The sequence below is a fragment of the Staphylococcus sp. acrmy genome (assembly GCF_022690565.1).
Lineage (GTDB): Bacteria > Bacillota > Bacilli > Staphylococcales > Staphylococcaceae > Staphylococcus > Staphylococcus caledonicus.
In genome coordinates this window covers 225,467-251,705 of record NZ_JALCVE010000001.1, presented here as the reverse complement: position 1 = coordinate 251,705, position 26,239 = coordinate 225,467, and the positions used below count along the sequence as shown (strand labels likewise).

The window sequence follows — 26,239 nt, the reverse complement described above, 5'->3', positions numbered from 1 at the left end:
GCTTTAACGCCTCCATCATCATATTACATCATTCAGATTGAATAGCTTTAATAAAACGTTCAGTAATTTGTTTAGGACGCGTGATAGCTCCTCCCACAACGGTACAATGAACGCCAAGATTACTGATTTGCTTGAACATTTCAGGTGTGATGACATTTCCTTCTACAATCACTTTCGCATTCACTTTCTGTAAAATTTCTTTTTAAAAATTCAAAGTCATTCTCATAAAGAATGTGGCCCTTTGTATATGAAGTATACCCACGTAATGTTGTGCCAATGTAATCAAAGTTTAAATTATCAGCTTCTTTCAAGAGTTTCGTCAACAATACTTCGTATTGTCATAATACTTTACGTTCAATAATAGAAGGGGTTAGGAGTGTGTTTCCTAACCTCTTCATTTTTGTGTGAGGTGACTGTGCTAAGATAATGAATGAATACTATTTCAATTAAGTCGGGAGAATGACAATGAAACTTTTGAAAATTATAGGTATGTTGATGTTAGCTATCGTCATTATGGGACTAGCTAACGGAATTGCTTCGCTATTTGATGCGCTTATTCCATTTCTAGGAATAGGAGTTATAGTAATGGCCATCGTTTATATCGCTTTAGCCTTCGTGATCGTCCGCTTTTTTATTAAAAAAATATTGAAAGAGAATTTAATATCTTATCGTATTACACCCCCAAGAATTCAAACAAAATTCATCTTACTAGGCTTAGGGTTATCTGTCTTTGTGTATGCTATTTATTTAATTTTTGTACCTGGAGACTTTAAACTGCATCACTTTAATTCTATTCATGATACCTTACACATACTTTTTTGGCCGATTTTCGTACAAGCAATGGCTGGAGCGTTTGTGGAAGAACTCGTATGTAGAGGATTTTTAATGGGATATATCGAGAAGAAGACAAATATTAAAGTAGCTATCTTATCTACGGCAATATTCTTTGCGGTGATTCACTTGTTTAACGGTGGCTTAAATATAAGTAGCTTTTTCTTATTACTTATTAGCGGTTCATTAGTAGGGATTATGTTTGGTCTAGCAACCTACAAAGCAAATACAATATGGGCTAGCATCACGTTACATTTCTTTTGGAATATTTTCCAGGTTTTACATATTACTGAAAAGCAAAGCCATTACAATATTTGGGAATATGTGGTTCGTAACCATAATATGGCTATTACAGGTGGACAATTCGGTTATGAAGTCTCGTTGGTATCGATTATAGGTTATTTAATTGTGATATTTATTTTGCTAAAACAACCTAAAGTTACGACTACAAAGCGAGTTTTTAAATAACTAGAAAGTTCGATATACTCAAAGTGCAAGCTCTTAAAAAGATAAAAGGAGATTTGATATGAAAAAGCTAATTGTTTTATTATCAACATTTGCATTATCTGTAGCACTTGTAGGTTGTTCATCGTCAGAAAGTGAAAATAACACGAAAGATAACGCTTCTGACAGTAAGGATACTCAACAGAGTTCAAAACATAACACAAAAGTACCGAAACACATTTTCGACAAAACAACAACAAACCAAACGATTCCAGAAAGTACTATCAAAGAAGATATTAAGACATATTTAGATACTGATAGGAAGTTGAACGATGCGCAAGAACCTTATGAAGATAAACTTTATTCAGAGGAGAAACTTTCTAAAAAGCAACAACAAAAATATGATCATATTATGGATTTAAAGGATCAAAATAATGAAAATTTCGCGCAATACATAGAAAATAATAAGATGCCAGATAAAAAGTATGCGACGTATACTAAAAAAATAAGTAACTATACGATTGCAGCTACCAATACTGACAAAAGAGGCTTAGATGCTTCTAAGAAAGCACAAGAATCGGGCGATTTATCAGAGTTGAAAGATATTAACAAGGATAAAGATGTGGTGAATGGCCGTGAACAAGAAAAAATTGAAACGTTCTTAAAAGATAAAAATATTAAAACCATTGCTTACGATAAATAATACCTTAAATAAAAGTGGCTATTTCTATTTGAAATTAGATAGAAATACCACTTTTATATTGCACTAGTTTTTTAAGAAACCTTTAAGGTTGGATTGGACAAAAGTTTGTTAAGTTATTAATAGGAGGTGCGTTCATTTTAGCTATCCTATTATTAAACATTTTTAACTTAACTAAATAATAAAACAAAATAACTTACTAGCATAATGACGCCTGTCACACCGTTATGAATCATGTGAACCATCATGCTATCTCGTACATTACCACGACGATGATAAGCAAGGTAGAAAACCATACCCATAAGAGTGTACATAATAATTGCAACCCAGTTGGATAGACCGTGTTGAGATGCAAAAATTAATGAAGACAGAATAAACGGCAACCAGAAGCGGGAACGTTTAAATAAAGTTTCTTTAAAGATGCCACGATAAATAAGTTCTTCTAAATAAGGGGCAACGAAAATTATAACGATGACGAAGACAATAAATGGGAAAATTTGGCCTAATTGGTCAGGTGTTGGTTTATTCGCATTCATGTCGCCGAGTAGCAATTTATCATTTTGCGTTTGCATAGAACCTGTCGCAAACAACATTAAATAGCTCATCCCGATAACGATTAAACGGAGTAATACGGCCCAACCAATATTAGTCATAATATCTTTGCCTTTGAATTTTGAAGGATGCTCGTATGTATGACGTTTGTAATAGCTTCTTACAAACCATGTGATAACTGCTGTTAATATGAGAAAGATGAGAGTAGTAATCGTACCGGTTAATAGGTCCATGTAGAGAGAAAAGCTATAAATAAAGAGTATGGTAACTAAAGGTATTTGTGCGAGGAGTAGCCAACCGATAAAGATAAGTGCTCTGACAAATTTATTACCTTTTGGATAGCGCTCTTCATTATGTAAGTCATCTTCCTTAGCTTGGTGTTCATTGGAAGAAACGGGTGTAGCGGCGTGTGTATTCATATTTTCATGTTCTTTCATGTTAAACCCACCTTTATTTAATATTGTGAAACTTGAAAACGAATACTTCTCCTTAAATGTAACATATATTTTACATGTACTACAATGTTAGTTAAGGATTAAGTTATGAGTTATTTGAATTTTGAACAAATCTATTTATTACGCTATATCACAAAGGAGGAATATCATGTCGGAAAAGATTTCCGAAACACAAAATCATCAACAAGAATTTCAAATTTCACATAAATCTTATTGGAAGTTATTATTCCAATCTATATTTATGATTATTATTATGTTTATCGCCGAATCTTTTGATCTATTTTTAGCTGCAAAACCTCAGTATTACTGGATAGCTATTTTAGCTGTAATCATCGCTTTCTTATTATTATACGCTTTTAAGTTGAAATTATTTAATTTTAGTATGCTTACTAAAAAACAATGGCTCTTTATTCTTATTGCGTTTGTTTTACTTAATCTCATAGATTACGCTTATACTTCATTTATGCCTAACCCAGATAATCAAAAAGACTTAGAACAATCTTATGAGCATATACCACTTTATCTACAAATAATCTCTATAGGCATCATAGGTCCAATTATAGAAGAAGTGATATTTAGAGGATTATTAATTAAAGGAGTATTTAGAGGTGCACCTATCATCGGTGGTATCGTATCAGTAATTTTATTCGCAGGCAGTCATGGAGCATCTAACCTGGGCGAATGGTTGATTTATGGACTCCCGGGCGCAGTATTTGTAGTCGCATATTTAAAAACAAAACGACTCGAAGTTCCCATTATTATTCATATTTTAGGGAACATTTTAGCTACATTTCAATTTTATTTTGGATAATATAACAAAGCTCGAAGATTGTATTCTAGAACATCTTCGAGCTTTCGTTATAGTTTAAATTAATGTGATTGGCCAATAGTTAGCTTTTTACCCGGTAGGCTGTGTAATAAATAAGGATCATGCGTAATGATAATTAATTGAAGATCTTTCAATTCTCGTAACATTTGAATAATCATTTCTTCATTAATCACATCTAAGTTTGTTGTAGCTTCATCCAAAATAAGAATATCTGGATTGACTAGTAACGCTTTGGCAATCCATAAGCGCTGAAATTGACCACCACTTAACGTACTTACCTTTTTATTTAACAATTCTCTATCTAATTTACATTGCGACAACACATCATTTAATCTGGTCTCATGCTTATTAGAAGAAATGTTAAAGTTCTTTAATGGTTGTTGTAGGGTCCATTTTACCGTTTTTCGAGGGTCTAACGTCATCGCATTGTATTGAGGGACATATTGAATATGTTTCATCCATTCATAACGTGATACCTTGCCAAGTGTTAAATCATTGTAGCTCACAATTCCTTGGTAATCATCATCTAACCCTGCCATGATTTGAGCTAGGGTAGACTTACCGCTCCCACTTACACCACTAATAATTAAATTTTCATCCTTATTTACTTCTAAATTAAAGTTTTTAAAAATCTCTTTTTCTGAAAATGATTTATTCAACTGTTTAATCTGTAACATAACGATTTCTCCTATTCGCCAGTTCAATCAATTGTTGAGTGTAGGGATGCTGAGGAGACTCTAAAATCTCTTTAGCGTCTCCGCTTTCAATAATTTGTCCATTCTGCATGACGCTAATGTGTGTAGCGTAATCCATCGCTAAACTTAAGTCATGTGTAATAAAAAGAATGGTCATGTTATGTTCACGCACAACATGGTTTAAGAGCCACATTAAACCATTACGGTTCTCATAGTCTAATGCGCTAGTAGGTTCGTCAGCTATAAGAAACTTCGCTTCACGGACAATAGACATTACCAACGCAATCCGCTGCGCCATACCTCCACTCAATTGAAAAGGATAATAATGTAGTAATTCTTGCGGTTGTTCTAAGCCGAGATGTGTAAATTGACGTTTCACAAATTCATGTTGTTCTTTACGTGACAATGTTGAATTTAATGAATCAAATAGTGCGTCAAAGTGTTTATGAATTTTAACATTTTGGAAGAAATTACTATTGGTATCTTGAAACATGGCATCGGTATTATCTATGTCTATTTCGACTTGGCCGTCGTAGCGCAATTGAGGTTGACGCATGCCAAGTGCCGTACGTGTTAATAATGATTTACCGCTTCCACTTTCTCCTACTAAACAATGAAAGCTTCCTTCTAACACTTCTAAATTCACGTTATTTAATAATGCTGTTTCGCCGTCGTAGACTGAGACATTTTCAAAATGCAGTAACGACGTTAACGAATGTAGCGACGGTTGAGTAGTTGACATATGAGTGCGAAACCTCCTAACAACACACCTGGGAAGAAGAATAACCATGGTGCAGAATAGAAATAACTTTTGCCATCAAATAAAATGGCGCCTAGCTCAGGTAGTGGTGGCTTAACGCCTAATCCGATAAAGGCTAAGCCGGAAATACTAAGCATCAGTTTACCGAAATCCGCAGTAATCAGCGCCATTACGTTGCTTAATAGGTGCGGGATGATATGATAAATCGTTGTTTGTAATTTTGAAAAGCCACTCAATGATGCATATTTAACGAAAGGTTGTGTTTTAGCGTCACGTGCTAAATTTCTAAAGTAACGTAAATAGCGACCAAGCCATCCGATAATTAAAGCGAAACATAAGCCAAGCACAGAATTATTCATAAATCCTAAAATTACCAACGCAATAATAATTGCAGGTAAAGCGATTAACATATCGGCTAAGGCCATCATCACGGAATCAAGCCATTTACCGACAAGCGCCGATAGTAATCCGAGAATAAGTCCTAATACGACGGTGCCGACTAAAATTAAAGTCGTTAAGCCGAGTGTAACGATACTACCTACAAATAGACGTGTTAAAAAGTCACGTCCTAAGTGATCAGTACCTAGTAAATGTGTCAGACTAGGAGGTAAGAGTGCTTCAGATTGATGAATAGTGTTCGCTTTGTCGTATAACAAATAGGCGAGCAGCGCTAAAATGATGATGATAATAGGCCATATCCAATGTTTAATCTTCATAGGTCACACGGCCTCCTAACTTTTTAGACATTCTAAGACGTGGGTCACTCTTTTCAAGTAATAAGTCGCCGAAGAAATTCAGTACCATAATCATTAAAATAATAATCATAAGGATACCTTGAATTAATGGATAATCACGTAGATTGATACCGTTAATTAATAATTTTCCTAAACCGGAAATACTGAAGATGACTTCAAGGATAATGATACGGCTAAATAAATGAATGAAATTATTAATGGTAATTGTTAATAGTGGCGCTAGAATTTCTTTTACTTGAACGTAGATGCGATCTTTTAGTTTGAAATGGCGTAGTTGTGCTAATTGATATGGTTGGCTATGAAGTGTATTTTCAAAAAGATGACTGCTTAATAGAACCATGTGACTGCCTTCTACTAACACTAAAATGGTGATAGGGAGAACGAAGTATTGCCAACTGTTACTACCTACAAATGGGAAGAGATGCCATTTGACGCCAAAGTAGTAAATAAAGATAATCGCTAACCAATATTCAGGTAATGATGTAATTATTTGAGATATACGCGTGGTAATGATTGCCCACTTTTTACGTGGATGGTTCCCGCAAAGGTAACCAATAATATACCCGAGTGGGAATAAAATAATGGCTGAACCTAGAATAAGCTTAAGCGTTGGAACAATAGCTTGCGTAATACGGTCCGTAACAGGCTCACCATTACTAAAGCTTGTACCTAAGTCGCCGGTAAAGGCATGGCCGAGCCATTGCACATAACGAATAGGCATTGCCTGGCTAAGGCCTAATTTATCTTGCGCCATTTTGATGCGTTCAGGCGTAATTTGTGCGACACCATGTTCTTGTAAATACTGAATGGCTGGGTTACCGGTAGTATTTTCCAACAGAACAAATAGAATAAATGAAATGACAATTAAATAAATAATTAACTTTATGAAATGTTTTACGATACTAATCATGATCGGATACCTTCAATTTATCAAAGTTTATCGGTGCGTCAGTTTGTCCTGAAAATTGGAATTGCTTAATCTTCGGACTCGTCACAAACGTTTCATCCGGATAGGAGATAGGGACGACTAAGTATTGGCTATCAATATAATTGGATAGTCTATCGAACGCTTGTTGACGCTGATTCATATTTATAATAGATGAGAATTCTTTAATCATGCCGGTTAATTTCGCATCATCCGCAAAGGCGCCGGGTTGTTGATCGGCTTGTTTGAAGCGCGCATTGAGGAAGTTATACGGCATTAAAGCATTGGTATAGGTACGATAGTAAATAAGGTCAAAGTCCTTGCGTACCGTTAACGTTTCATAGTACGTTTGGGCGTCTAATACATTAACATCTAACTTAATGCCTACATTTTTCAATGCTTGTTGCACAATTACGGCTTTCGTCTTCCATTCTGGGAACTCATCTGTCTGAAGTGCTAGTTTTAATGAGAGTACTTTGCCATCCTTTTCAAAATAACCATTCGAATTCTTCTCATAACCTAACTCTTTAATCAATTTCTCTGATTCATTAGGTGCATAGTGATGGTCGTGTTGATTGTTAGCGTTCACATATTGCACGCCACTTTGGAATAAACCTTTCAACTTCTTATTTGATGAGAGATCTTTTGTATCGATTGCTTTACTGATAGCTTCACGCATTTTTTTATCTTGCAAGACTTTGTGTTGAGGATTAAAGCCCATAAACTGTGTTTCGGTACTTGGATATTTATGTATTTTTAAATTTTCACTACGTTGCGATTCTTTGACTTGTTGTGGCGTCATTTGACCTAACGCACCACCTGTAATGTCGATAGAATTACTTTCTATAGCAAGATGACGTGAATCACTATCTTCTATTGATTGGAAGGTTACATTGTAATCCAATGGGTGACCGTTACGATAATATGTATTGGGTTTAAATGTGACTGTTTCATTCGTTGAATCTGCCACTTTAAAAGGTCCTGTGCCAATTGCTTTCTCGAACTTACCTGTTGTTTTTTCATCTTTAACCGCATGTGGACTCATTATACGAAGCGGTCTAATTTGTGTTAATTCGGGTAAGACTTGGTTGGACGGTTCTTTTAATTTAATCTCGACCGTGTATTTGTCCTTCACTGTAACGGATTGTAACTTGTCCAACGTCTCCATGGGGTCTGTCGTATCTGTAGCCTTCGCTCTTTCTATTGAAAATTTGACCGCCGACGCGTCAAATTGAGAACCATCATTAAATTTCACATTATGTTTCAGATGGAATATGTAATCTTTACCATCACTTGAAGCCTTCCATGATGTGGCGAGGCCAGGCTCAATCTTGCCATTCTTACCATACTTCACAAGAGATTGATAGACTGCGCTATACACTGGCATAGGGGCATCGAAACCTTGAGCATCAAGCTGCTTAGGGTTAAATTCTCGAGGTAATGATACTTTAACTTCTTTATCATTATCATGTTGATGTGGAGCACAACCGCTTAAAATCAGCGTAGCGCACATGGTAAGGGCAGATAACATGCGCTTATTCAATGTTTTACCTTCTTTCAATTGTATTAATGTATATATATTTAGAATTTAATTTATATTCAAAATATATAAATCTATCAAAGACATTATTATATGATACACCTTTTTCAAAGATTATTAAAATTTGGCGAAGTAGATTTTTTTCACTTTAAGGGCGAGGCTATCTCATTTAATATAATCACACCCTAGTTATTAGAAGTAGCTTATTAATATAGAAGTAAAATTTAACTTCTAGTGTGTTTGACCTAGTGCAACTTTAATATCATCTTCATATGAAATAGCTTTGATAGCCGCAGTAAGTCCTTTAGTCATCATTTCAATAGACATAGAAGGTGTCTCTGGTTTAGTAGTCACTTGTTCTGGAATAAATGGCACATGAATAAAGCCAAATAGTAAGTTAGGGTAAGATTGTTCAGCTAAATATCCTAATTGATAGAGGATATGGTTACAAACAAATGTACCCGCTGTATTGGAGAGACTTGCCGGGACACCAGCTTGTTTAATGGCTTCAGTCATCTTTTTAACAGGCATATTTGAAAAGTAAGCGGACGCACCGTTTGGTTGAATAGGGATATCGATTGGTTGTTGTCCTTTATTATCAGGAATACGGGCATCATCGATATTAATACCGACACGTTCTGGTGTTAACGCACTACGCCCACCAGCTTGTCCAACCGCTAACACGGCATCATAATTTCCTTGAGCTAACATCGTATGAATTGCTTCTATTGAATCATGAAATACAGTAGGAATCTCTAACTTCGTAATGTCGTGCTCACCAATTGTATCGTTCAATCGTTTTACTGCCTCTAACGCCGGATTAATAACTTCCCCACCAAATGGCTCAAACGCCGTAACTAATATCTTCATAAATTACATCCTCCTTTAATTTTGTAGTACAAAGAATACCAAGTGCTATTGTTTACTCTCATATTATCAAGTTCTTACCTAGCTATATAGTCAGTTTTTTGTATTTTATAATATTAGTAATAAATTAGATATGAATTTTTTCGGATTTAAATATGAAACACATTGCATATCTAGCTATTCAAGAAATCGCTTACAATAAATTTAGGAGGATTAATATACATTGCTAAGTAACAGACAGGTAAAAATTTTGAATCTCTTAATCACTAATCAAGATTATATAACTATTACAGATATTGCGAGTGAATTTGGGACGTCACATAGAACTATTCAATATGATCTTGAATATATTGAAAGTATACAAGACGACTTTAAATTTAAACTTCTAAGAAATAAAGCTTTAGGTGTAAAAATTAAGACTGATAATAAGTTTTTGGCAAAAGAACTGGAGAAACATAATTCTCAATATCTTCATTTAAGCAAAGAAGAACGGATTTTAAGTTTAACTTTGAGATTATTTGATTCAAATATACCAGTATCCTCAAAAACTTTATCTGAATACGTAAATGTTTCAAGACGTACAATTATGAGCGATTTAAAAGAAATTCAAAAATGGTTAAATGACAACTCATTACAACTAAGTTATCTACAAAATAAAGGGTTTTTAATTATTGGAGATGAAGAGAAATATCGCAAAGCATACGCTAATAGAATTCAAACGTATTTTAAAAACTTCACGTCTTTAAAGGAAATTAATTTATTTTCTAACCAAGAGTTAACTATTGTTAGAAACACCGTAATCAATACATTAAACAATGAAAATTATCAACTTGTGCAGATAGCTATTGATGCGCTTATCTATCATATCTTAATTGCAATTAGACGTTTGAAAGAGAATTATTCTTTTGAAATTCCTAAAGAGCAACAAGATAAATTATCTCAAACATATCAATTTCAAATTGCTTCAAATATCATAAAAAGTCTTGAAGACAGTTTTGAGTTTAAGTTTCCTTTGTCAGAAACAATTTTTATTACTTTACATCTTTTAGGTGCTAAGACCACTGATACAAATGAAATTATAGATAGTAATAATAAATTAGAAAAATTACTTACAATATTAATTTATAAAGTAGGGGCAGAGTTAGGCATAGATTTGCAAAATGATAATAGACTTTATAATGGTTTATTAATCCATCTAAAACCGGCTATACATAGACTTAAATTCAATATGGAACAAAAGAATCCATTAAAAAATGAAGTGTATGAAAGATATGGCCAAATCGCTAAAATCATTGAGAATAATTTAGCTTGTATTGAAAAAGAATTTAATGTGCTATTTAATACTGACGAAATAGCATTTTTAACTATTCATTTTGCTTCAAGTGTAGAGAAAAGTTCGATCACCTTGAAACAACGTATAAAAGTCATCTTACTTTGTGGCTCGGGAGTAGGGACATCTCAATTACTAAAAACAAAATTAAATAATGTTTATCCAGAATTTGAAATTGTGGATGCATATTCTGTTTATCAAATTAATGAGGAGCAACTCATAAGTAATGGCATTGATTACATTATTTCTACAGTGCCTGTAAATATTAAGACTACCCCAGTGGTTCAAGTAGATCCGTTTTTAGATGAAACATCTAGATATAAATTAAATGAAATTATTAATAATGCCAGAGAACAACGTTTTAAAAAAAGTTATGAACATCTTTATAACTTAAAAGAGTTATTACCTCTGCATAGAATTAACAATATTAAACAGCAACTTAGTAGAGATGAAAGTATCGCTCTTGCTATACAGCCATTGATTAAAGATGAAATAGTGCAAACACAGTATATTGATGAAATTAAAGAACAGTTGGAAAAATTCGGTCCATATATGGTAATTAGCCCGCACATTGCATTAATTCACGCTTCTTCTAAATATGTAAAAGGCGGTGCTGGTTTTGCGATTACTTATTTTGAAAATGGGATTGAGTTTAATCATGAGAGTAATGACCCGGTTTATCTAGTGATTGCATTAGCAACTGTAAATCCTCAGTATCATTTAAAAGGATTAGCACAATTAAGCAATTTATTATTAGAAACAGAAAAAAGAGAAACTTTTTTAAAAGGTGATATGAATGAAATAAAAAATCTTATAACTAATACATATTAAGAGGAGAGGTAAAAGTGTCTCTAGAAATTTTAACTAAAGATAGAATAATTCTAGAAAGTGAGGTTGAAAGTTGGGAACAAGCTATACAAAAAGCTTCTCAACCGTTGTTAGAACAAAATATCATTAAAAATGATTACATAGATTCGATGATTAAAAGCGTAGAGGATTTAGGGCCTTATATTGTTATAGCTCCTGAAATAGCTATTGCTCATGCTCGACCTGATAATAATGTTAACGAAGTAGGATTGAGCCTATTAAAGTTAAGTAAACATATAAATTTCTCGGAGAATGGGCATTACGCTTCTCTCATATTTGTACTAAGCGCAATAGATAATAGCTCTCATTTAAAGGTATTACAAAGTTTAGCACAATTATTAGGAGATCAAAAAAATGTAAAACAATTAATGGAGTCAAAAGATAAAGACGAAATAATAAATATAATTAAGGAGAATGATTAATATGAAAATTTTAGTAGTATGCGGACATGGATTAGGTAGTAGTTTTATGGTTGAAATGAATGCTCAAGAAGCTTTAAAAAATTTAAACGCTCCTTCTGATGTAGAAGTTGAACATAGCGACATTATGACAGCAAGTCCAGAAATGGCAGATTTATTTATCTGTGGTAGAGATTTAGAAGAAAACGCTGAACGTCTTGGCGATGTTTTAGTATTAGATAACATTTTAGACAAAAACGAGTTAGAACAAAAATTGGAACAAGAATTAAAAAAACTTAATATCATTTAAACAGAGGGAGGCGTAACTTATGCGTTCAGTATTAGATTTCATCGTAGATATTTTAAGCCAGCCAGCAATATTAGTTGCGTTAATAGCATTAATTGGATTACTTGTGCAGAAAAAACCTGCCACAGTTGTTACTACAGGAACAATAAAAACTATGTTAGGGTTTCTTATTTTAAGTGCAGGAGCTGGAGTGGTTTCTAATTCATTAGAACCATTCGGGAAAATATTCCAACATGCATTTGGAGTGCAAGGCGTGGTGCCTAATAATGAAGCAATTATTTCTTTAGCACTTAAAGATTATGGGACAACAGCTGCCTTAATCATGGTATTTGGCATGATTGTAAATATTTTAATTGCCCGTTTTACAAACCTTAAGTATATTTTCTTAACAGGACATCATACGTTTTATATGGCAGCATTTTTAGCAATATTATTAACAGTTGGTCATATTAAAGAGTACTTAACTATCACAATTGGTGCGATTATTTTAGGATTATTAATGGCAATTTTCCCTGCTTTAGCCCAACCAACAATGCGAAAAATTACTGGCAATGACCAAGTTGCTCTAGGACACTTTGGGACAGTTAGTTACTGGGCTGCAGGACAAGTCGGTAGATTATTTGAAGGTAAATCAAAATCAACTGAAGATATTAAATTCCCTAAAGGATTAAGTTTTTTAAGAGAAAGTACGATTAGTATTTCAATCACAATGGCTTTATTATATCTTGTAGCATGTCTATTCGCTGGAGTAGGATATGTAGATGACAAAATTAGTAACGGACAAAATTTCATTGTATTTTCTGTAATTCAAGGTGTAACTTTTGCAGCAGGTGTATTTATCATTTTAACTGGGGTGCGTCTCATCTTAGCTGAAATTGTTCCAGCATTTAAAGGTATCTCTGAAAAATTAGTTCCTAATTCTAAACCAGCATTAGATTGTCCTATTGTTTTCCCATATGCCCAAAATGCTGTTTTAATAGGGTTCTTTGTAAGCTTTATTACAGGCGTCATTGGTATGTTAATTTTATTCTTCTTCGGAGGCATAGTTATCTTGCCTGGAGTAGTTGCTCACTTCTTCTTAGGAGCAGCGTCTGCGGTATTTGGAAATGCACGTGGAGGAATTAAAGGAGCAGTAGCCGGTGCGGCATTAAATGGTATTTTAATTACTTTCTTACCATTATTATTTATACCTTTCTTAGGAGATCTTGGTTTAGCAACTACTACATTCTCTGATACCGATTTCTTAGCTGTCGGTATAGTATTAGGTTATATTGTTAAATTCTCAGGTATTATAGGAGCTATAATATTTACAGCAATCATTGCTATTGTAGCTATATTATTCAAAGGTAAAACTAAAACACAAACAAATGAATAATTATTAGCACTAAACTATATGCTCATATTTTAATATAAGATGCATTATATATACGGAGTATTGTTGGCGGAGACTCCTGAGGAAGCAATGCCAGCCGAAGACCGGGGCCCCAACAAAGAAAGTTGGGGTAGGCTGAGACGGCATCCTCGGAACGCGAAGCCAAGCAATACGAAGTAACTATATAAAAGAGAGACTGAGTCATTAATAAAAAATGGCTCAGTCTTTAATTTGATAGTAGTTGACTGAGATAAAGATGGGTTAAACCGTACTTCTTTCATCTTTAAACAACCTTACAGGAGTGGGACTACGAAATCTTAGAACTTACATTAGATTTCTGTATCCACTCCTTTTTCTTCCTCGAAACCTAGAATGGTATAGTACTTCTCTTTATCGCGTGATATAATAATCTAAGTTAATTGAGAATTATTCTCAATAATAAATATTATATTTCTTGATAAGGGAGTGTAGGTGTGATGACACATCGGAATAGATTTGACTGGAGTTTAGTCATTGCAACAAGTTTTGCAGTGTTAACATATTGGTTGTTCGCACAATCATTTATTAATATAGGCTTAAGTGTCCAAAAGACATTTGGCGCCACAGATTCAACATTGAATCTCTCCATTAGCTTAGTTTCATTTGTTACAGGTATCTTCATGGTTGGCGCAGGAGATATTGCTGATAAAGTAGGTAACCTCAAGATGACCATTATCGGACTAGCACTAAGTATTATTGGTTGTCTAAGCTTAATTGTTGTACCAGCTACACCATTCCTAGTAATTGGTCGTATCTTCCAAGGCTTCTCAGCAGCAATTTTATTACCATCCACTATTGGTCTCGTATCTGATAAATTCGAAGGCCAAAATTTACGTAAAGCCTATAGTTTTATGATGATAGCTACAGTAGGCGGAATCGGTTTTTCTTCATATGTCGGCGGTATTATTTCTAGTCTTTGGAGTTGGCAATTCATCTTTGCATGCTCCATTATTTTATCCGTGATTGCTATTCTTATCCTAAGCCGTAAGAAAGAAACGCCTCGCGCAGAACGTGATCATCAACCGTTCGATTATATTGGGATGCTCATCTTCGGTATCTTCATCGCTTGCGTTATGCTACTCATGACCCAAGGATTCACATACGGATGGACAAGTAACTTCTCATTAACAGTAGCAGGTCTCGGCCTCATCGCATTAACGATTTTTTATCTTTTTGAAAAAGGCAGAACCACACCATTTATCGATTTTTCAATAGTAAAAAATCGAGCATTTCTAGGTTCAACTTTGAATAACTTTGTAGTCAATACAGGTGTCGGTACAACTGTCGTCTTCAATGGTTATGCGCAAAAACAATTTGGCATGAGTGAAGCACAAACAGGCCTGGTCACTGTGCCGTACGTCTTCATGGCTATTGCTATGGTACGTTTAGGTGAAAAAGCAATCCAACGTTACGGTGGGAAAAGTATGTTAATTGCTGGTCCATTATTCCCGGCAATTGGGATTATTTTAATCAGTTTAACGTTCTTAACCCCAAGTTGGTATGTGGGTCTAGTTACATTTGCATTTGTAATATGTGCGATTGGTAATGGGTTAGTAGCGACACCTGGTTTAACGATTGCGGTGTTTAACATGCCAGAAGAAAAAGTAAGCTTTGCGACTGGTTTATACAAAATGGGGGCTACACTTGGTGGAGCGTTCGGTATTGCCTTGAACACCACAATCTTTACGGTATGCCAACAAATTTATCCAGTAGAAATAGCGGCTATGATTTCATTCTTTGCCGGAGCCGTCATTATGATACTCGGCGTTACATCCGCCTTTATCCTAATACCAAAAAACGTAAAAGCTTAAAAATTGGTATAAAGTAGATGTAAAATATAAATTTTTAGAGCCTAGCACTTTTAGAATATAAAATGTGCTAGGCTCTACTTGAATCAAAGTAAGATGTATTGTTGGCGAGACGTACTCCCTAGATTTCTGTTCTGCTCCTAAACAATAACTCACATATTAATCATATAATTCATATTTTTTTAATTTTTTCTCTATGTTTGGTTTCGGTTGATCATCTTGTCTCATTTTTTTATGTCCTTCAACATGTGATGGTCTAGAAACCCAATTCTGGAAGTGTTTTTTATCTTCCCATTTTGAGACGATAGAATATTCTACCTTTGATTTAGATTCGCTTTTCCAAACTTCTACGCTTATTAGGCCTTCATAACCTTCAAAATCTGTTTTTGCGTTATCAGCTTTATTTTTTAATATTTCTTTACCTGCTTCCTCGTCAGTTGAGAAAGTAGCTTGTGAGATAAACATATCAACATCCCCTTAAATTTTAAATTAGTTACATAATAGACTCCCTAAAGTCTATTGTACATGTTCTGTAGCAATACCTTGTGGAATTGGCTCGAATATTACTAAATCGTCGCTATTTAATAAGTCGTCTGTTAACTGTAATTGGGCGATACGATTAGAATTATAATAGCTCACATAAACTGTTTGGTCAGTAAGATTGAATACTGTTTGATACAACGTGTAATGGAACTCATTGTCAGAAGGACGAACGGCACCTTTAGGAATGCTGACGCTATCAAGAATTCTGAAGGCGTCTAGTACAGCATCGTCGCCATCGTCGGGCAACATGTTATTAATAAGATATGCCGCTCTGACAAAGCGTTCGCCAGAGGTGTAACCTCCAGGAAGGCCAAACGTACCGCCTTCATTGCCTAGAGACTTAAGTTCAATACCATTCAGTGTCTTACTTTGCGGCTTATAAGGTGTAACATTAACATAATTTTTTAAATTCTCGTAATGCCAGTTTAAGTCGGGGTTATTGGTAAGTACACCGACTAGATTGTCATGTACGACGATACGTCCTTCGACAAATGTAATTTCTGCAGTGCGACCCGTTTTGTCGGATACGTGGAAATGAAGCGGTGGTGCTTCGTTAATATCGTTTAACGTATGACCAACCACATTGACTTGTGGTGTGTTATCGATAAGTTCATCGATAGTTTTATTGTAGCCAAGCGCCCATGTAAGCACTTCGGTTTGTGAAATATTGATATAACCTTCGCGAATTTCTGTCGCATAAGAAGCATAATCACGATCATATTGATTGGAAATGGCGAGTCCATGTTCATTGACGCCATCGCCAAAGATGAATCCTTCCATATCAGAACCGGCGCCTGTGAAACCGTATTTAGTCGTGCCTTTATAATCTACACGGGATTCCCAGTAGAAGTTGCGTGGTTGCACGGCGAGATGGCCGGTAAGCGGATAGTCATAATCCATTGTACGACCTAAGATGATGTCGCCATTTTTTGCTTGAAAAGTAAAGCCCGTACACATATTAAACAACTCCGTTCATTTATAGTTGAGAACTATTATCAATTATAAAGTTTGTATCTGGATATTTCAATGTATATTGATTGTGAATAATAAAAAGAGAGGGCAGAAATTCAGTGGAATTTCTGTCCTCTTTTTGAATTATGCGTGTGCGTGTTCAGGCACTTCTTTGAAGTTTTCTAGACGGCGATTCCATTCTTCATCGCTAATATTATGTTTAGCGACATAACGGTTACGCTCATGTTTAGCGCAATCGTATGAACAAGCGCCAAGATATTTTTCTTCATTTTCTTCTGATACTAAGATTTGTTTGTTACATTCTGGGTTTGAACAGTTAATATAACGTTCGCATGGTGTGCCGTCGAAATGTTCTTTGCCGACAACAGTTTTTTCGACTTGGTTAACGTCAACGCTAATACGTTCATCGAAGACGTACATTTTGCCGTCCCAATATTCGCCTTTAGTTTCTGGGTCTTTACCGTAAGTTGCGATACCGCCATGTAATTGACCTACGTTTTCGAAACCTTCTTTAACTAACCAACCAGAGAATTTTTCACAACGGATACCACCTGTACAGTACGTTACGATATTTTTACCTTCTAATTGCTCTTTATTTTCACGAATCCAGTCTGGTAAATCTCTGAAACGAGTAATATCTGGACGAATCGCGCCACGGAAGTGACCTAGATCGAACTCATAGTCATTACGTGCATCGACAATAACTGTATTATCGTCTTCTAAAGCTTTTTTAAATTCACTAGGTGAATAATATTTACCTGTTGTTTCGCGTGGATCGATATCATCTTCAAGACCTAAAGCAACGATTTCATTTCTTGGGCGAACGTGCATTTTTTTGAAAGCGTGACCTTCAGCTTCATCAATCTTGAAAGTCATATCTGCGAAACGCTCATCTGCATGCATATGTTCGATATATTTATCTGTATCTTCTTTAGTACCTGATAATGTACCATTGATACCTTCAGTAGAAACTAAGATTCTACCTTTTAAGTTGTTTGCTTTACAGAATTCTAAGTGCTCAGATGCGAATGTTTCAGGGTCATCAATTGTAGTATATTTATAATATAATAATACTCTATAATCCATTTTCTGATTCTCCTCTAAAAATTTTAATTTATCATAAGGGCAAGCCGTGTAATGTGTATAAATATTAAATCATTACTTTTTTACAAAATTCAACATTATATAATTTTACCAAAATTACAGTAACTTTCAATATTTTGATTTACAAATATTGCCATAGAGCAATATAAATATACGTTATTCTTCTTGAAAACGATTACATATAGTAAGATAAGATTTAAGTACAGCTTTAGAATATAATGGTTTACGATAATACTTTTCAAAAAGAGAGGGAGCGTTAATAATGACGAATCATTCATTACCTAAATTAACTTACACTGGCGCATCTAAAAGTGCAGTACCAATTATCTCTGAAAGTGAGTTACAAACAGTGACGGCGGAACCTTGGCTAAAAGTTTCGGATGAAGGTCTTCAATTGGAAGGTTTAATCTTTGATAGAGAGCATAATCTGTTTTTATGTGAAGTGTTTGGAGGCAAAATTTTGAAAGTAGACCTACCATCTAAAGAGGTAACTACGGCTTTTCAATCTACTAAGCAAAATCCGGCTGCAGTGAAAATACATAAAGATGGGCGTTTATTTACATGTTATTTAGGCGACTTTGAGTCAACTGGTGGTATTTTTGCGACTGATGAACACGGTGAACACTTCGAAGAAATTATTTCAGAACTAAATACAGACTATTGTATAGATGATATGGTCTTTGATAGTAAGGGCGGGTTCTATTTTACTGATTTTAGAGGTTATTCTACTCAACCTAAAGGCGGAGTGTATTATGTTTCACCTGACTTTAAGACAGTAACACCTGTCATTCAAAATATTTCAGTAGCGAATGGTGTAGCATTAAGCACTGATGAATCAGTGTTATGGGTTACTGAAACTACAACAAATCGTCTTCACCGTATTCAATTAGAAGATGATGGTGTGACGATTGCGCCATTTGGAGCGACGATTCCGTATTACTTTACCGGTCATGAAGGTCCAGACTCATGTTGTATCGATAGCGACGATAATCTATACGTTGCTATGTACGGACAAGGCCGTGTATTAGTATTTAATAAACGTGGTTATCCAATTGGTCGGATTTTAATGCCAGGTAGAGACGAAGGTAAAATGTTACGTTCAACACACCCTCAATTTATCCCTGGTACAAACCAATTACTTATTTGTACAAATGACATTGAGAACGACTCAGAAGGTGGTTCAATGATTTATACTGTAGAAGGATTTGCGAAAGGCCACGAAAGTTATCAATTTAAATAAGTGAAAGCATGAAAATAATGATATAAGGTAAAAAATAAGCACCATAGTATAAAAATATCTTTTGAAGTTATTTTGTACTATGGTGCTACTTTTTGTTATTATCATTGCTCCTGTCATATCAGGATGTATTATTACGGCTTTTAAGTATTGGCTAGAGAACCGTAATAAGTAACCAGCGCCAGCATCTAGCTCACCTAATAAACCCCTTACTGTCCCAACAGTAAGGGGTTTGGTGTTGTGTTGGAGCTACTTTATGAGAATATTATATCATTATGAGTTACTTATTACAATATTTATTGGAGTATCTCACTTTTCAATATATCGGTAATTCTCTTATACAATATTCACATATCTTGTGAAACTTACGTTAATATCCAGTATACTAAAAATGAATAAGTATAAATTAATAACGATAAGAAAGGTGTATAAAATGAAAGACAGTTGGACGAAACATAAACAAGATAGTCTTGTGGCATCGTTTTATGATGCACAATCACCTGAGTTTCAGGCACAAGGTTTTGAAACTGAATTAGCATTTGGTACAGCAGGGATACGCGGGCAGTTTGGCTTAGGTCCAGGTCGTTTAAATCGCTATACAGTCCAACGCCTAGCACTAGGTATTGCCAATTATTTACAAGACAAAGAGACGCACCCTTCAATTGTCATTCATTATGATATTCGTCATCTCTCTTCAGAATTTGCCGAAATCATCACTCGAATTTTAGCGTCTAATGATATTAAGGTCTATTTGGCAGATACATATCAAACGACTCCACAACTGTCACATGCGGTAAGATACTTACAAACTTCTGCCGGCATAATGATTACGGCAAGTCATAATCCTAAAGATTATAATGGGATTAAAGTTTATGGTCCAGACGGGGCGCAATTAGATGAACAGGCCTCGCTTGAAGTAGCTGACTATATTGAACAATTGGGTGACCCACTTGCCCTAACTATTGAATTAGATGAAAGACGTATTCAAAAGAATCGTCACATTGTAGCTGATAACGTGTATCAAGATTACATATCTCATGTAACGCGACTGGTAGGTGCTATTCCACAATCAGAGTTAAAGGTAGTATATACCAGTTTACATGGCACAGGAGTGCCGATTATTCCTGATGTGCTACAGCATCTTCATTTTCAAAACTTTAAGTTAGTTGAAGCGCAATGTAAGGTGGACCCTAACTTTAGTTCAGTGAAAAGCGCAAATCCTGAAGAACGTGACGCCTTTGACTTAGCCATTCAACAAGCACAAGAGACTATAGCTGATCTCATTATTGCGACAGATCCAGATGTCGACCGCATGGGCTTTGTAGAAAGAGATAGTGAGGGTAACACGTATTACTTCGGTGGCAGTGAAATTGGTGCGTTACTTATCAAATATCTTCTTGAATATACTGACATTCCTAATGACGCCGTCGTTGTACAATCCATAGTAAGTGGTGAATTAGGTAAACGCTTGGCACTGAAACATGGCGTAAGTGTGCGGGAAGTCTTAATTGGCTTTAAACATATCGCTAAAGCTATTCGTGAATTTGAGACAAATGAATCGTTACTCTTTGCCTACGAAGAAAGTTATGGATACTTGGCAGATGATTTCGTGCGCGATAAAGATGCCGTTCAAATCGTACCACTCATTATTAAATATGCTTCTATTTTGAAAAATGAAGGTAAAACACTTCTCGAGGCTTTAAATGAAATCTATGACGAGGTAGGAGAGTATCGGGATAAACCGACTTCTAAAGTATTTGAAGGTCAAGCAGGTCAGCAACATATTGCTGATATTATGACGAAAGTACGTCAAAACGTGCCGGATACTATTGCAGGGCTTGAGGTCGTGGCAGTAGAAGACTATCAGATACAACAAACGTTAAATAAGCAAACTCAAACTGTCGAGACAATCACGTTACCACAAGCCGATGTCATCCGAATTATATTTAATGAAGGATTTATTGCACTCAGACCATCAGGGACAGAACCTAAAATTAAATTCTATATTTCCTTATGCGTAGATAACTTCGATCAAGTCACACAAGATATTTACGGTTATATATTTAATGAAGAAGAATAAATAAAAACAAAGCACTTTATAAGCAGGCGCAAAGCCTAAACTTATAAAGTGCTTTTCTATATCAATTAGTATTTACGTAAGAAATCTAATTGACGGTCATATAACTGTTTAGCAATATAGGCTTGTACAGTATGAAGAATCTCTTCAATTTCCTGGGTCATATTTGATAACACACGTACCGCAAAGCCATGGGTTGGCAATTGAGTAATGCCGATACGACAATCATAAGTCTTCGTATAATCCTTAATTTCATCATAGACTGTATCGATTAACTTTTGCGTCACGTCAGGATGGATACAGTAAGCAGAACCTAAGTGTGTATAGTTCTCCATATAACCAATTGACGTTATCTCCGTTTCACTTGGGTGCATACGGAGATTATCATATGCCACTAATTCCTCATCTACATATATTTCATTAATTAAATGCATATAGTCATATGTGAAATTTTCATCTTTCATCGAATATCCAGGCGTTAAGATATCTGTATAAAACATTGATGCGCTAGCGTCCAAGTTAAATACATTGTGTTGGAAGAATTTTGCATTCTCATACGCGATAATTGGATCGCCCACATACTCCATATAACCATCTTTAGCGATATTAAAGGTTTGATATTGTTCTACATGGTCATTTAATGTCTTGTAAATCTTTGTAGCACCTTGTGAAGTTAAGGTGACTGAAGCTGCTTCTTCTACGTTAATATTCATATTATAACGGTCGCCGTCTAAATAACCGCCGCCCACGTTTACGATATAGAACGTTGGAATCGTCGAATTATTTAAATAGACTGGACGGATAACTTTTAGGGCCTTTTCAAAGAAGATATCACGCGCAACTGAACGCTTACCATTATTGAAAACGGTGAGATTAAGTTGACCAGTCCAAGGTGGTGTAGTACCTTGAGTCGTTTCTTTAGCCATTAAGACAATCCTTTAAGTAATACATCACGTTCTATCCATTCGATAACGTTATCTAAACCATCATCAGTTTTAAGGTTAGTGAATGTGAATGGACGGTCGCCACGGAATGTCTTCGTATCTTCAGCCATTTGGTCTAATGAGGCACCAACAAATTCTGCTAAGTCTGTTTTATTAATCACAAAGTAATCAGATTTAATCATACCTTGTCCACCTTTACGTGGAATCTTTTCACCTTGTGCTACGTCGATAATATAAATTGAGAAATCAACGAGTTCAGGACTGAATGTTGCAGCTAAATTGTCGCCACCTGATTCGATAAAGATAAGTTCGATATCGTCATTGCGTTCTAATAACTCATCAATCGCCGCAAAGTTCATTGATGCGTCTTCACGGATGGCTGTATGAGGGCAACCACCAGTTTCCACACCGATAATTCTATCCTCATCTAATACACCTGTATTAACTAAGATTTTTTGGTCTTCTTTCGTATAAATATCGTTTGTAATAACTCCGATACTTAAATCTTTAGACAGACGGCGCACTAATTTTTCAACTAATTGCGTTTTACCTGCACCAACAGGACCGCCTACACCAATTTTGATTGGATTTGCCATAATATACCTCCTATGAAATAAAGATTCTCACATTAACATTCTCATGTTCCATCTGGTTAAGCTCTAATACTGGAGCCGTCATACCAAAGTCTTCCTCTTTTAATGTGAAAATGTGTTGACGTGTACGTTCAATGTACGGAATCATTTCCGTCACGACTTGTTGACCAGTAGTTTGGCCGAGTGGAATTGCACGTACCGCGTTTTGCGTTAAGCTCGAAACATTTTGATAGAGATAATAATCAATAATCGTTTCTATATCAACGCCTAAATAATGGCCTAACATGGTAAAACAAATGGCTGGATGTAACTTAGCACGCTTGTTAGTCATTTGCGTATGATACCAAGTAATCCATTTGCTATCATAAAGTTCTATTGCGAGTTTTGCCATGCGAGTACCCATTTGTTTCGTACCTACACGTGTTTCGCGTGGTAAATTCTGCACGAAGATTAAGCGATCAAGGTGCAATACCTTGTCTGCATCGTCGTTATTTAAAGCTTCGTATACTAAACGCATGACTAGACCATCAGAATACGTTAATTGTTCATTGAGAAACAGTTGAAGCCATTCTTTAAAAGATGTCGCATCATGCACGGCATCGTGTTGAATGTAGGTTTCAAGTCCGAACGAGTGACTGAACGCGCCAGTTGGGAATTGCGAATCACAGAACTGAAATAGTCTTAAATGTGAATGCTCAATCATGTGAATGTCCGATATGTCTAAAGGCTTTATTGACTTTACGATCTTCATGACTATAAGGAATACCTAATGTTTTAAGCAGGTCTTCTACTAAATAGTCATATTGGACTAACATTTCAGTTTCTGTAAATTGCGCTGGTAAATGACGGTTACCTAATTGGTGCGCAATATCTCCCATTTCTTGTAATGTACGTGGCTTAATAACGAGTAAATCCTCAGAGTTTACATCTACCACAATCATATTAGTGTCATCTTGATATAAAATATCGCCATATTGTAAGTCGATAGGTTGTTTTAAACGAATGCCTATTTCGTTGCCGTGGTCCGTTGTGACACGTTGAATACGTTTAACTAAATCTGAATTCTCTAGGTAAACTTTTTCGACGTGTTTATTTTTCTCTTCGGCAGATAGGTTGGCGATATTGCCTTGAACTTCTTCTATAATCATTGAAAGACCTCCTAGAATAAGAAGTATCTTTGTGTTAATGGTAGTTCAGTAGCAGCTTCACTTGTTACTTTCTTACCATCTACAAATACTTCGTATGTTTGTGGATCTACATCTAACTTAGGTGTAGCGTCATTGTTCTTCATATCTTTTTTAGATAGGTTACGGATATTTTGAACAGGACGAACCATACGTTGTAAGTTAAGTTGATTGTAAATTCCATTTTCATAAGCTGTTTTAGATACAAATGTAATCGCAGTATGTTGTTTATTAGTACCATATTGGCCGTACATTTTACGATACTTTTGAGGTTCAGATGTAGGGATAGAACCATTCGCATCACCGTTAACAGCTGAGTTGATTAAACCGCCTTTAACGATCATTTCAGGTTTAACGCCAAAGAAGATTGGATCCCAAATAACTAAATCGGCTAATTTACCGCCTTCAATTGAACCTACGTAGTCTGAGATACCATGTGTAATCGCAGGGTTAATTGTATATTTTGCGATATAACGTTTAATACGATTATTATCGTTGTACTCGCTATCGCCTTCTAATGCGCCACGTTGTTCTTTCATGCGGTGAGCAACTTGCCAAGTACGTGTGATGACTTCACCTACACGTCCCATCGCTTGTGAGTCAGAACTTACCATACTGAAGACACCCATATCTTGTAAGACGTCTTCGGCAGCGATTGTTTCTTTTCTAATACGTGAATCTGCGAAAGCAATATCTTCAGGGATAGATGCGTTTAAGTGGTGGGTAATCATAACCATATCTAAATGTTCATCTACTGTGTTATGTGTGTAAGGTAATGTTGGGTTAGTAGAAGATGGAAGGATATTTGGATAAGATGCTGATTTAATTAAGTCAGGAGCGTGTCCACCGCCAGCACCTTCTGTGTGGTACATGTGTAAGACACGATCTTTAACTGCGGCCATAGTATCTTCCATAAAGCCAGCTTCGTTTAATGTATCGGCGTGTAGGGCGATTTGAACATCGAATTCATCTGCAACGTCTAAAGCATGACTTAATGCAGAAGGTGTAGCACCCCAGTCTTCGTGAACTTTTAAGCCAATAACACCGGCATGGATTTGTTCGATTAAAGCAGTGTGGTTAACAGCTTGCCCTTTACCAGTGAAACCAACGTTAACAGGTAATGCTTCAGCTGCTTCTAACATACGATGGATATGCCATGGACCAGGCGTTACCGTTGTAGCTTTAGCACCTTCAGAAGCTCCAGTACCGCCACCAATGTGTGTAGTAATACCACTTTCGAGTGCTACTTCAGCTTGTTCAGGATTGATAAAGTGAACATGTGTATCAATACCACCAGCAGTAACGATTTTACCTTCAGCTGCGATAATATCTGTTGTGGCACCAATAACAATATCGACATTATCCATAATATCAGGGTTACCTGCTTTACCAATAGCGAAGATATAACCATTTTTAATACCGATATCAGCTTTAACGATTTTATCGTAATCGATAATAAGTGCGTTAGTAAGGACTAAATCTGCGACTTTACGATCATCACGCGTAACGTTAGGATTTTGCGCCATACCGTCACGGATAGATTTACCGCCACCAAATGTAGCTTCATCACCATAATTGGCATAGTCTTTTTCAACTTGCGCAAATAAGTTTGTATCACCAAGTCGTACTGAATCGCCTTCAGTTGGGCCGTATAGACTCGTATATTGCGATTGCGTCATTTTAAAACTCATTCGTCGTCTTCTCCTTTTTTATTATAATTTTCTTCACCTTCATCGTTAAACACACCAGCATATTCATCTTTTTCATCAGTAGGACGATATACTCTATTTTCATCAATCGTGTTATTAACCATGCCTCTGAAACCATAAATTTTACGATTACCAGCATATTCAACAAGTTGTACTTTCTTTTCATCGCCAGGTTCAAATCTGACTGCAGCACCTGCTGGAATATCTAAATGTTTACCGTATGCTTTTTCACGTTCAAAATGTAACGCTTTATTAGATTCAAAGAAGTGGAAGTGAGATCCGACTTGAATAGGGCGGTCACCAGTATTTTTAACAGTAATTACAGTTTCTGGACGACCTTGATTAATTTCAATTTCAGTATTTTTTACTTTAATTTCTCCAGGAATCATCATTTAATCCTCC

At 35.6% G+C, this 26,239-nt stretch carries 27 protein-coding genes and 1 pseudogene; 11 read left to right on the top strand and 17 right to left on the bottom strand.

Annotated features, from left to right (window positions below):
* Nucleotides 1-28: 28 nt before the first annotated feature.
* Nucleotides 29-302: pseudogene (locus tag FH144_RS01215) on the bottom strand (beta/alpha barrel domain-containing protein); the annotation flags it as partial.
* 163 nt (nt 303-465) lie between these two features.
* On the opposite strand from FH144_RS01215, the gene FH144_RS01210 reads away from it, so the two are divergent.
* The gene (locus tag FH144_RS01210; RefSeq protein WP_242313339.1) at nt 466-1,299 is read left to right on the top strand and encodes a CPBP family intramembrane glutamic endopeptidase; all 834 of its coding nucleotides are present in this window, start codon (nt 466-468) and stop codon (nt 1,297-1,299) included.
* A 58-nt stretch (nt 1,300-1,357) separates the two neighbouring features.
* Nucleotides 1,358-1,978 carry an NDxxF motif lipoprotein gene (locus tag FH144_RS01205; protein WP_242313338.1) on the top strand — a complete coding sequence of 207 codons (621 nt, stop codon included), beginning with the start codon at nt 1,358-1,360 and terminating at the stop codon, nt 1,976-1,978.
* A 167-nt stretch (nt 1,979-2,145) separates the two neighbouring features.
* Here the strand turns inward: FH144_RS01205 and FH144_RS01200 are convergent, their stop codons facing one another.
* A complete protein-coding gene (locus FH144_RS01200) occupies nt 2,146-2,964 on the bottom strand; it encodes a CPBP family intramembrane glutamic endopeptidase (RefSeq protein ID WP_242313337.1) in 819 nt (272 codons plus the stop codon).
* A gap of 166 nt (nt 2,965-3,130) precedes the next feature.
* Between FH144_RS01200 and FH144_RS01195 the strand changes: the two genes are divergently transcribed.
* Nucleotides 3,131-3,793 carry a CPBP family intramembrane glutamic endopeptidase gene (locus FH144_RS01195; RefSeq protein WP_242313336.1) on the top strand — a complete coding sequence of 221 codons (663 nt, stop codon included), beginning with the start codon at nt 3,131-3,133 and terminating at the stop codon, nt 3,791-3,793.
* Between the two features lie 59 nt (nt 3,794-3,852).
* Here FH144_RS01195 and FH144_RS01190 read toward each other — a convergent pair whose 3' ends face one another.
* From FH144_RS01190 to pcp, 6 genes are all read right to left on the bottom strand, one after another.
* A complete protein-coding gene (locus tag FH144_RS01190) occupies nt 3,853-4,488 on the bottom strand; it encodes an ABC transporter ATP-binding protein (RefSeq protein WP_242313335.1) in 636 nt (211 codons plus the stop codon).
* Nucleotides 4,475-5,248 (bottom strand): ATP-binding cassette domain-containing protein, encoded by a 774-nt coding sequence (locus tag FH144_RS01185; RefSeq protein WP_242313334.1) that lies wholly within the window; start codon nt 5,246-5,248, stop codon nt 4,475-4,477. The genes FH144_RS01190 and FH144_RS01185 overlap by 14 nt, the downstream gene beginning before the upstream one ends.
* Nucleotides 5,215-5,982, bottom strand: a complete 768-nt coding sequence (locus FH144_RS01180; protein ID WP_242313333.1) for an ABC transporter permease — start codon at nt 5,980-5,982, stop codon at nt 5,215-5,217. Before FH144_RS01180 ends, FH144_RS01185 begins: the two co-directional genes overlap by 34 nt.
* Nucleotides 5,972-6,931, bottom strand: a complete 960-nt coding sequence (locus tag FH144_RS01175; RefSeq protein ID WP_242313332.1) for an ABC transporter permease — start codon at nt 6,929-6,931, stop codon at nt 5,972-5,974. Before FH144_RS01175 ends, FH144_RS01180 begins: the two co-directional genes overlap by 11 nt.
* Entirely contained in the window at nt 6,924-8,489 is a 1,566-nt protein-coding gene (locus tag FH144_RS01170; protein WP_242313331.1) for an ABC transporter substrate-binding protein, read from the bottom strand. Before FH144_RS01170 ends, FH144_RS01175 begins: the two co-directional genes overlap by 8 nt.
* Nucleotides 8,490-8,717: 228 nt before the next feature.
* Nucleotides 8,718-9,356: a pyroglutamyl-peptidase I gene (gene pcp / locus FH144_RS01165; protein ID WP_242313330.1), complete on the bottom strand. Its 639-nt coding sequence runs from the start codon at nt 9,354-9,356 to the stop codon at nt 8,718-8,720.
* A gap of 220 nt (nt 9,357-9,576) precedes the next feature.
* Here pcp and FH144_RS01160 point away from each other — a divergent pair, with 220 nt between their 5' ends.
* The 5 genes from FH144_RS01160 (at nt 9,577) to FH144_RS01140 (ending at nt 15,477) form a co-directional block, all read left to right on the top strand.
* Nucleotides 9,577-11,514 (top strand): BglG family transcription antiterminator, encoded by a 1,938-nt coding sequence (locus FH144_RS01160; protein WP_242313329.1) that lies wholly within the window; start codon nt 9,577-9,579, stop codon nt 11,512-11,514.
* 14 nt (nt 11,515-11,528) lie between these two features.
* Complete coding sequence (locus tag FH144_RS01155) at nt 11,529-11,972, top strand: PTS sugar transporter subunit IIA (RefSeq protein WP_242313328.1); 444 nt, start codon at nt 11,529-11,531, stop codon at nt 11,970-11,972.
* A 1-nt stretch (nt 11,973) separates the two neighbouring features.
* Nucleotides 11,974-12,258: a PTS sugar transporter subunit IIB gene (locus FH144_RS01150; RefSeq protein WP_242313327.1), complete on the top strand. Its 285-nt coding sequence runs from the start codon at nt 11,974-11,976 to the stop codon at nt 12,256-12,258.
* Between the two features lie 19 nt (nt 12,259-12,277).
* Complete coding sequence (locus FH144_RS01145; protein ID WP_242313326.1) at nt 12,278-13,630, top strand: PTS ascorbate transporter subunit IIC; 1,353 nt, start codon at nt 12,278-12,280, stop codon at nt 13,628-13,630.
* A gap of 473 nt (nt 13,631-14,103) precedes the next feature.
* Nucleotides 14,104-15,477 carry an MFS transporter gene (locus FH144_RS01140; protein WP_242313325.1) on the top strand — a complete coding sequence of 458 codons (1,374 nt, stop codon included), beginning with the start codon at nt 14,104-14,106 and terminating at the stop codon, nt 15,475-15,477.
* Between the two features lie 156 nt (nt 15,478-15,633).
* Here FH144_RS01140 and FH144_RS01135 read toward each other — a convergent pair whose 3' ends face one another.
* From FH144_RS01135 to trhO, 3 genes are all read right to left on the bottom strand, one after another.
* Nucleotides 15,634-15,939 carry an antibiotic biosynthesis monooxygenase family protein gene (locus tag FH144_RS01135; RefSeq protein WP_242313324.1) on the bottom strand — a complete coding sequence of 102 codons (306 nt, stop codon included), beginning with the start codon at nt 15,937-15,939 and terminating at the stop codon, nt 15,634-15,636.
* A 51-nt stretch (nt 15,940-15,990) separates the two neighbouring features.
* Entirely contained in the window at nt 15,991-16,974 is a 984-nt protein-coding gene (locus FH144_RS01130) for a choloylglycine hydrolase family protein (RefSeq protein ID WP_242313323.1), read from the bottom strand.
* Between the two features lie 138 nt (nt 16,975-17,112).
* Complete coding sequence (gene trhO / locus FH144_RS01125; protein WP_242313322.1) at nt 17,113-18,075, bottom strand: oxygen-dependent tRNA uridine(34) hydroxylase TrhO; 963 nt, start codon at nt 18,073-18,075, stop codon at nt 17,113-17,115.
* Nucleotides 18,076-18,355: 280 nt separating this feature from the next.
* Here trhO and FH144_RS01120 point away from each other — a divergent pair, with 280 nt between their 5' ends.
* The 3 genes from FH144_RS01120 (at nt 18,356) to FH144_RS01110 (ending at nt 21,410) form a co-directional block, all read left to right on the top strand.
* Complete coding sequence (locus tag FH144_RS01120) at nt 18,356-19,333, top strand: SMP-30/gluconolactonase/LRE family protein (protein WP_242313321.1); 978 nt, start codon at nt 18,356-18,358, stop codon at nt 19,331-19,333.
* 79 nt (nt 19,334-19,412) lie between these two features.
* A complete protein-coding gene (locus tag FH144_RS01115) occupies nt 19,413-19,505 on the top strand; it encodes a type I toxin-antitoxin system Fst family toxin (RefSeq protein WP_242313320.1) in 93 nt (30 codons plus the stop codon).
* A 258-nt stretch (nt 19,506-19,763) separates the two neighbouring features.
* Nucleotides 19,764-21,410 carry a phospho-sugar mutase gene (locus FH144_RS01110; RefSeq protein ID WP_242313319.1) on the top strand — a complete coding sequence of 549 codons (1,647 nt, stop codon included), beginning with the start codon at nt 19,764-19,766 and terminating at the stop codon, nt 21,408-21,410.
* Nucleotides 21,411-21,475: 65 nt separating this feature from the next.
* Here the strand turns inward: FH144_RS01110 and FH144_RS01105 are convergent, their stop codons facing one another.
* The 6 genes from FH144_RS01105 to FH144_RS01080 are packed head-to-tail and all read right to left on the bottom strand — an operon-like array spanning nt 21,476 to nt 26,226.
* Nucleotides 21,476-22,333 carry an urease accessory protein UreD gene (locus tag FH144_RS01105; RefSeq protein WP_242313318.1) on the bottom strand — a complete coding sequence of 286 codons (858 nt, stop codon included), beginning with the start codon at nt 22,331-22,333 and terminating at the stop codon, nt 21,476-21,478.
* On the bottom strand, nt 22,333-22,947 hold the full coding sequence (gene ureG, locus FH144_RS01100; RefSeq protein ID WP_103165549.1) for an urease accessory protein UreG: 615 nt from the start codon (nt 22,945-22,947) through the stop codon (nt 22,333-22,335). The genes FH144_RS01105 and ureG overlap by 1 nt, the downstream gene beginning before the upstream one ends.
* Before the next feature lie 10 nt (nt 22,948-22,957).
* Nucleotides 22,958-23,647 carry an urease accessory protein UreF gene (locus FH144_RS01095; RefSeq protein WP_242313317.1) on the bottom strand — a complete coding sequence of 230 codons (690 nt, stop codon included), beginning with the start codon at nt 23,645-23,647 and terminating at the stop codon, nt 22,958-22,960.
* Complete coding sequence (gene ureE, locus FH144_RS01090; RefSeq protein ID WP_107507269.1) at nt 23,640-24,092, bottom strand: urease accessory protein UreE; 453 nt, start codon at nt 24,090-24,092, stop codon at nt 23,640-23,642. Before ureE ends, FH144_RS01095 begins: the two co-directional genes overlap by 8 nt.
* Nucleotides 24,093-24,103: 11 nt before the next feature.
* On the bottom strand, nt 24,104-25,819 hold the full coding sequence (ureC, locus tag FH144_RS01085; RefSeq protein ID WP_107507270.1) for an urease subunit alpha: 1,716 nt from the start codon (nt 25,817-25,819) through the stop codon (nt 24,104-24,106).
* Nucleotides 25,816-26,226: an urease subunit beta gene (locus tag FH144_RS01080; RefSeq protein ID WP_242313437.1), complete on the bottom strand. Its 411-nt coding sequence runs from the start codon at nt 26,224-26,226 to the stop codon at nt 25,816-25,818. Before FH144_RS01080 ends, ureC begins: the two co-directional genes overlap by 4 nt.
* Nucleotides 26,227-26,239: the final 13 nt, after the last annotated feature.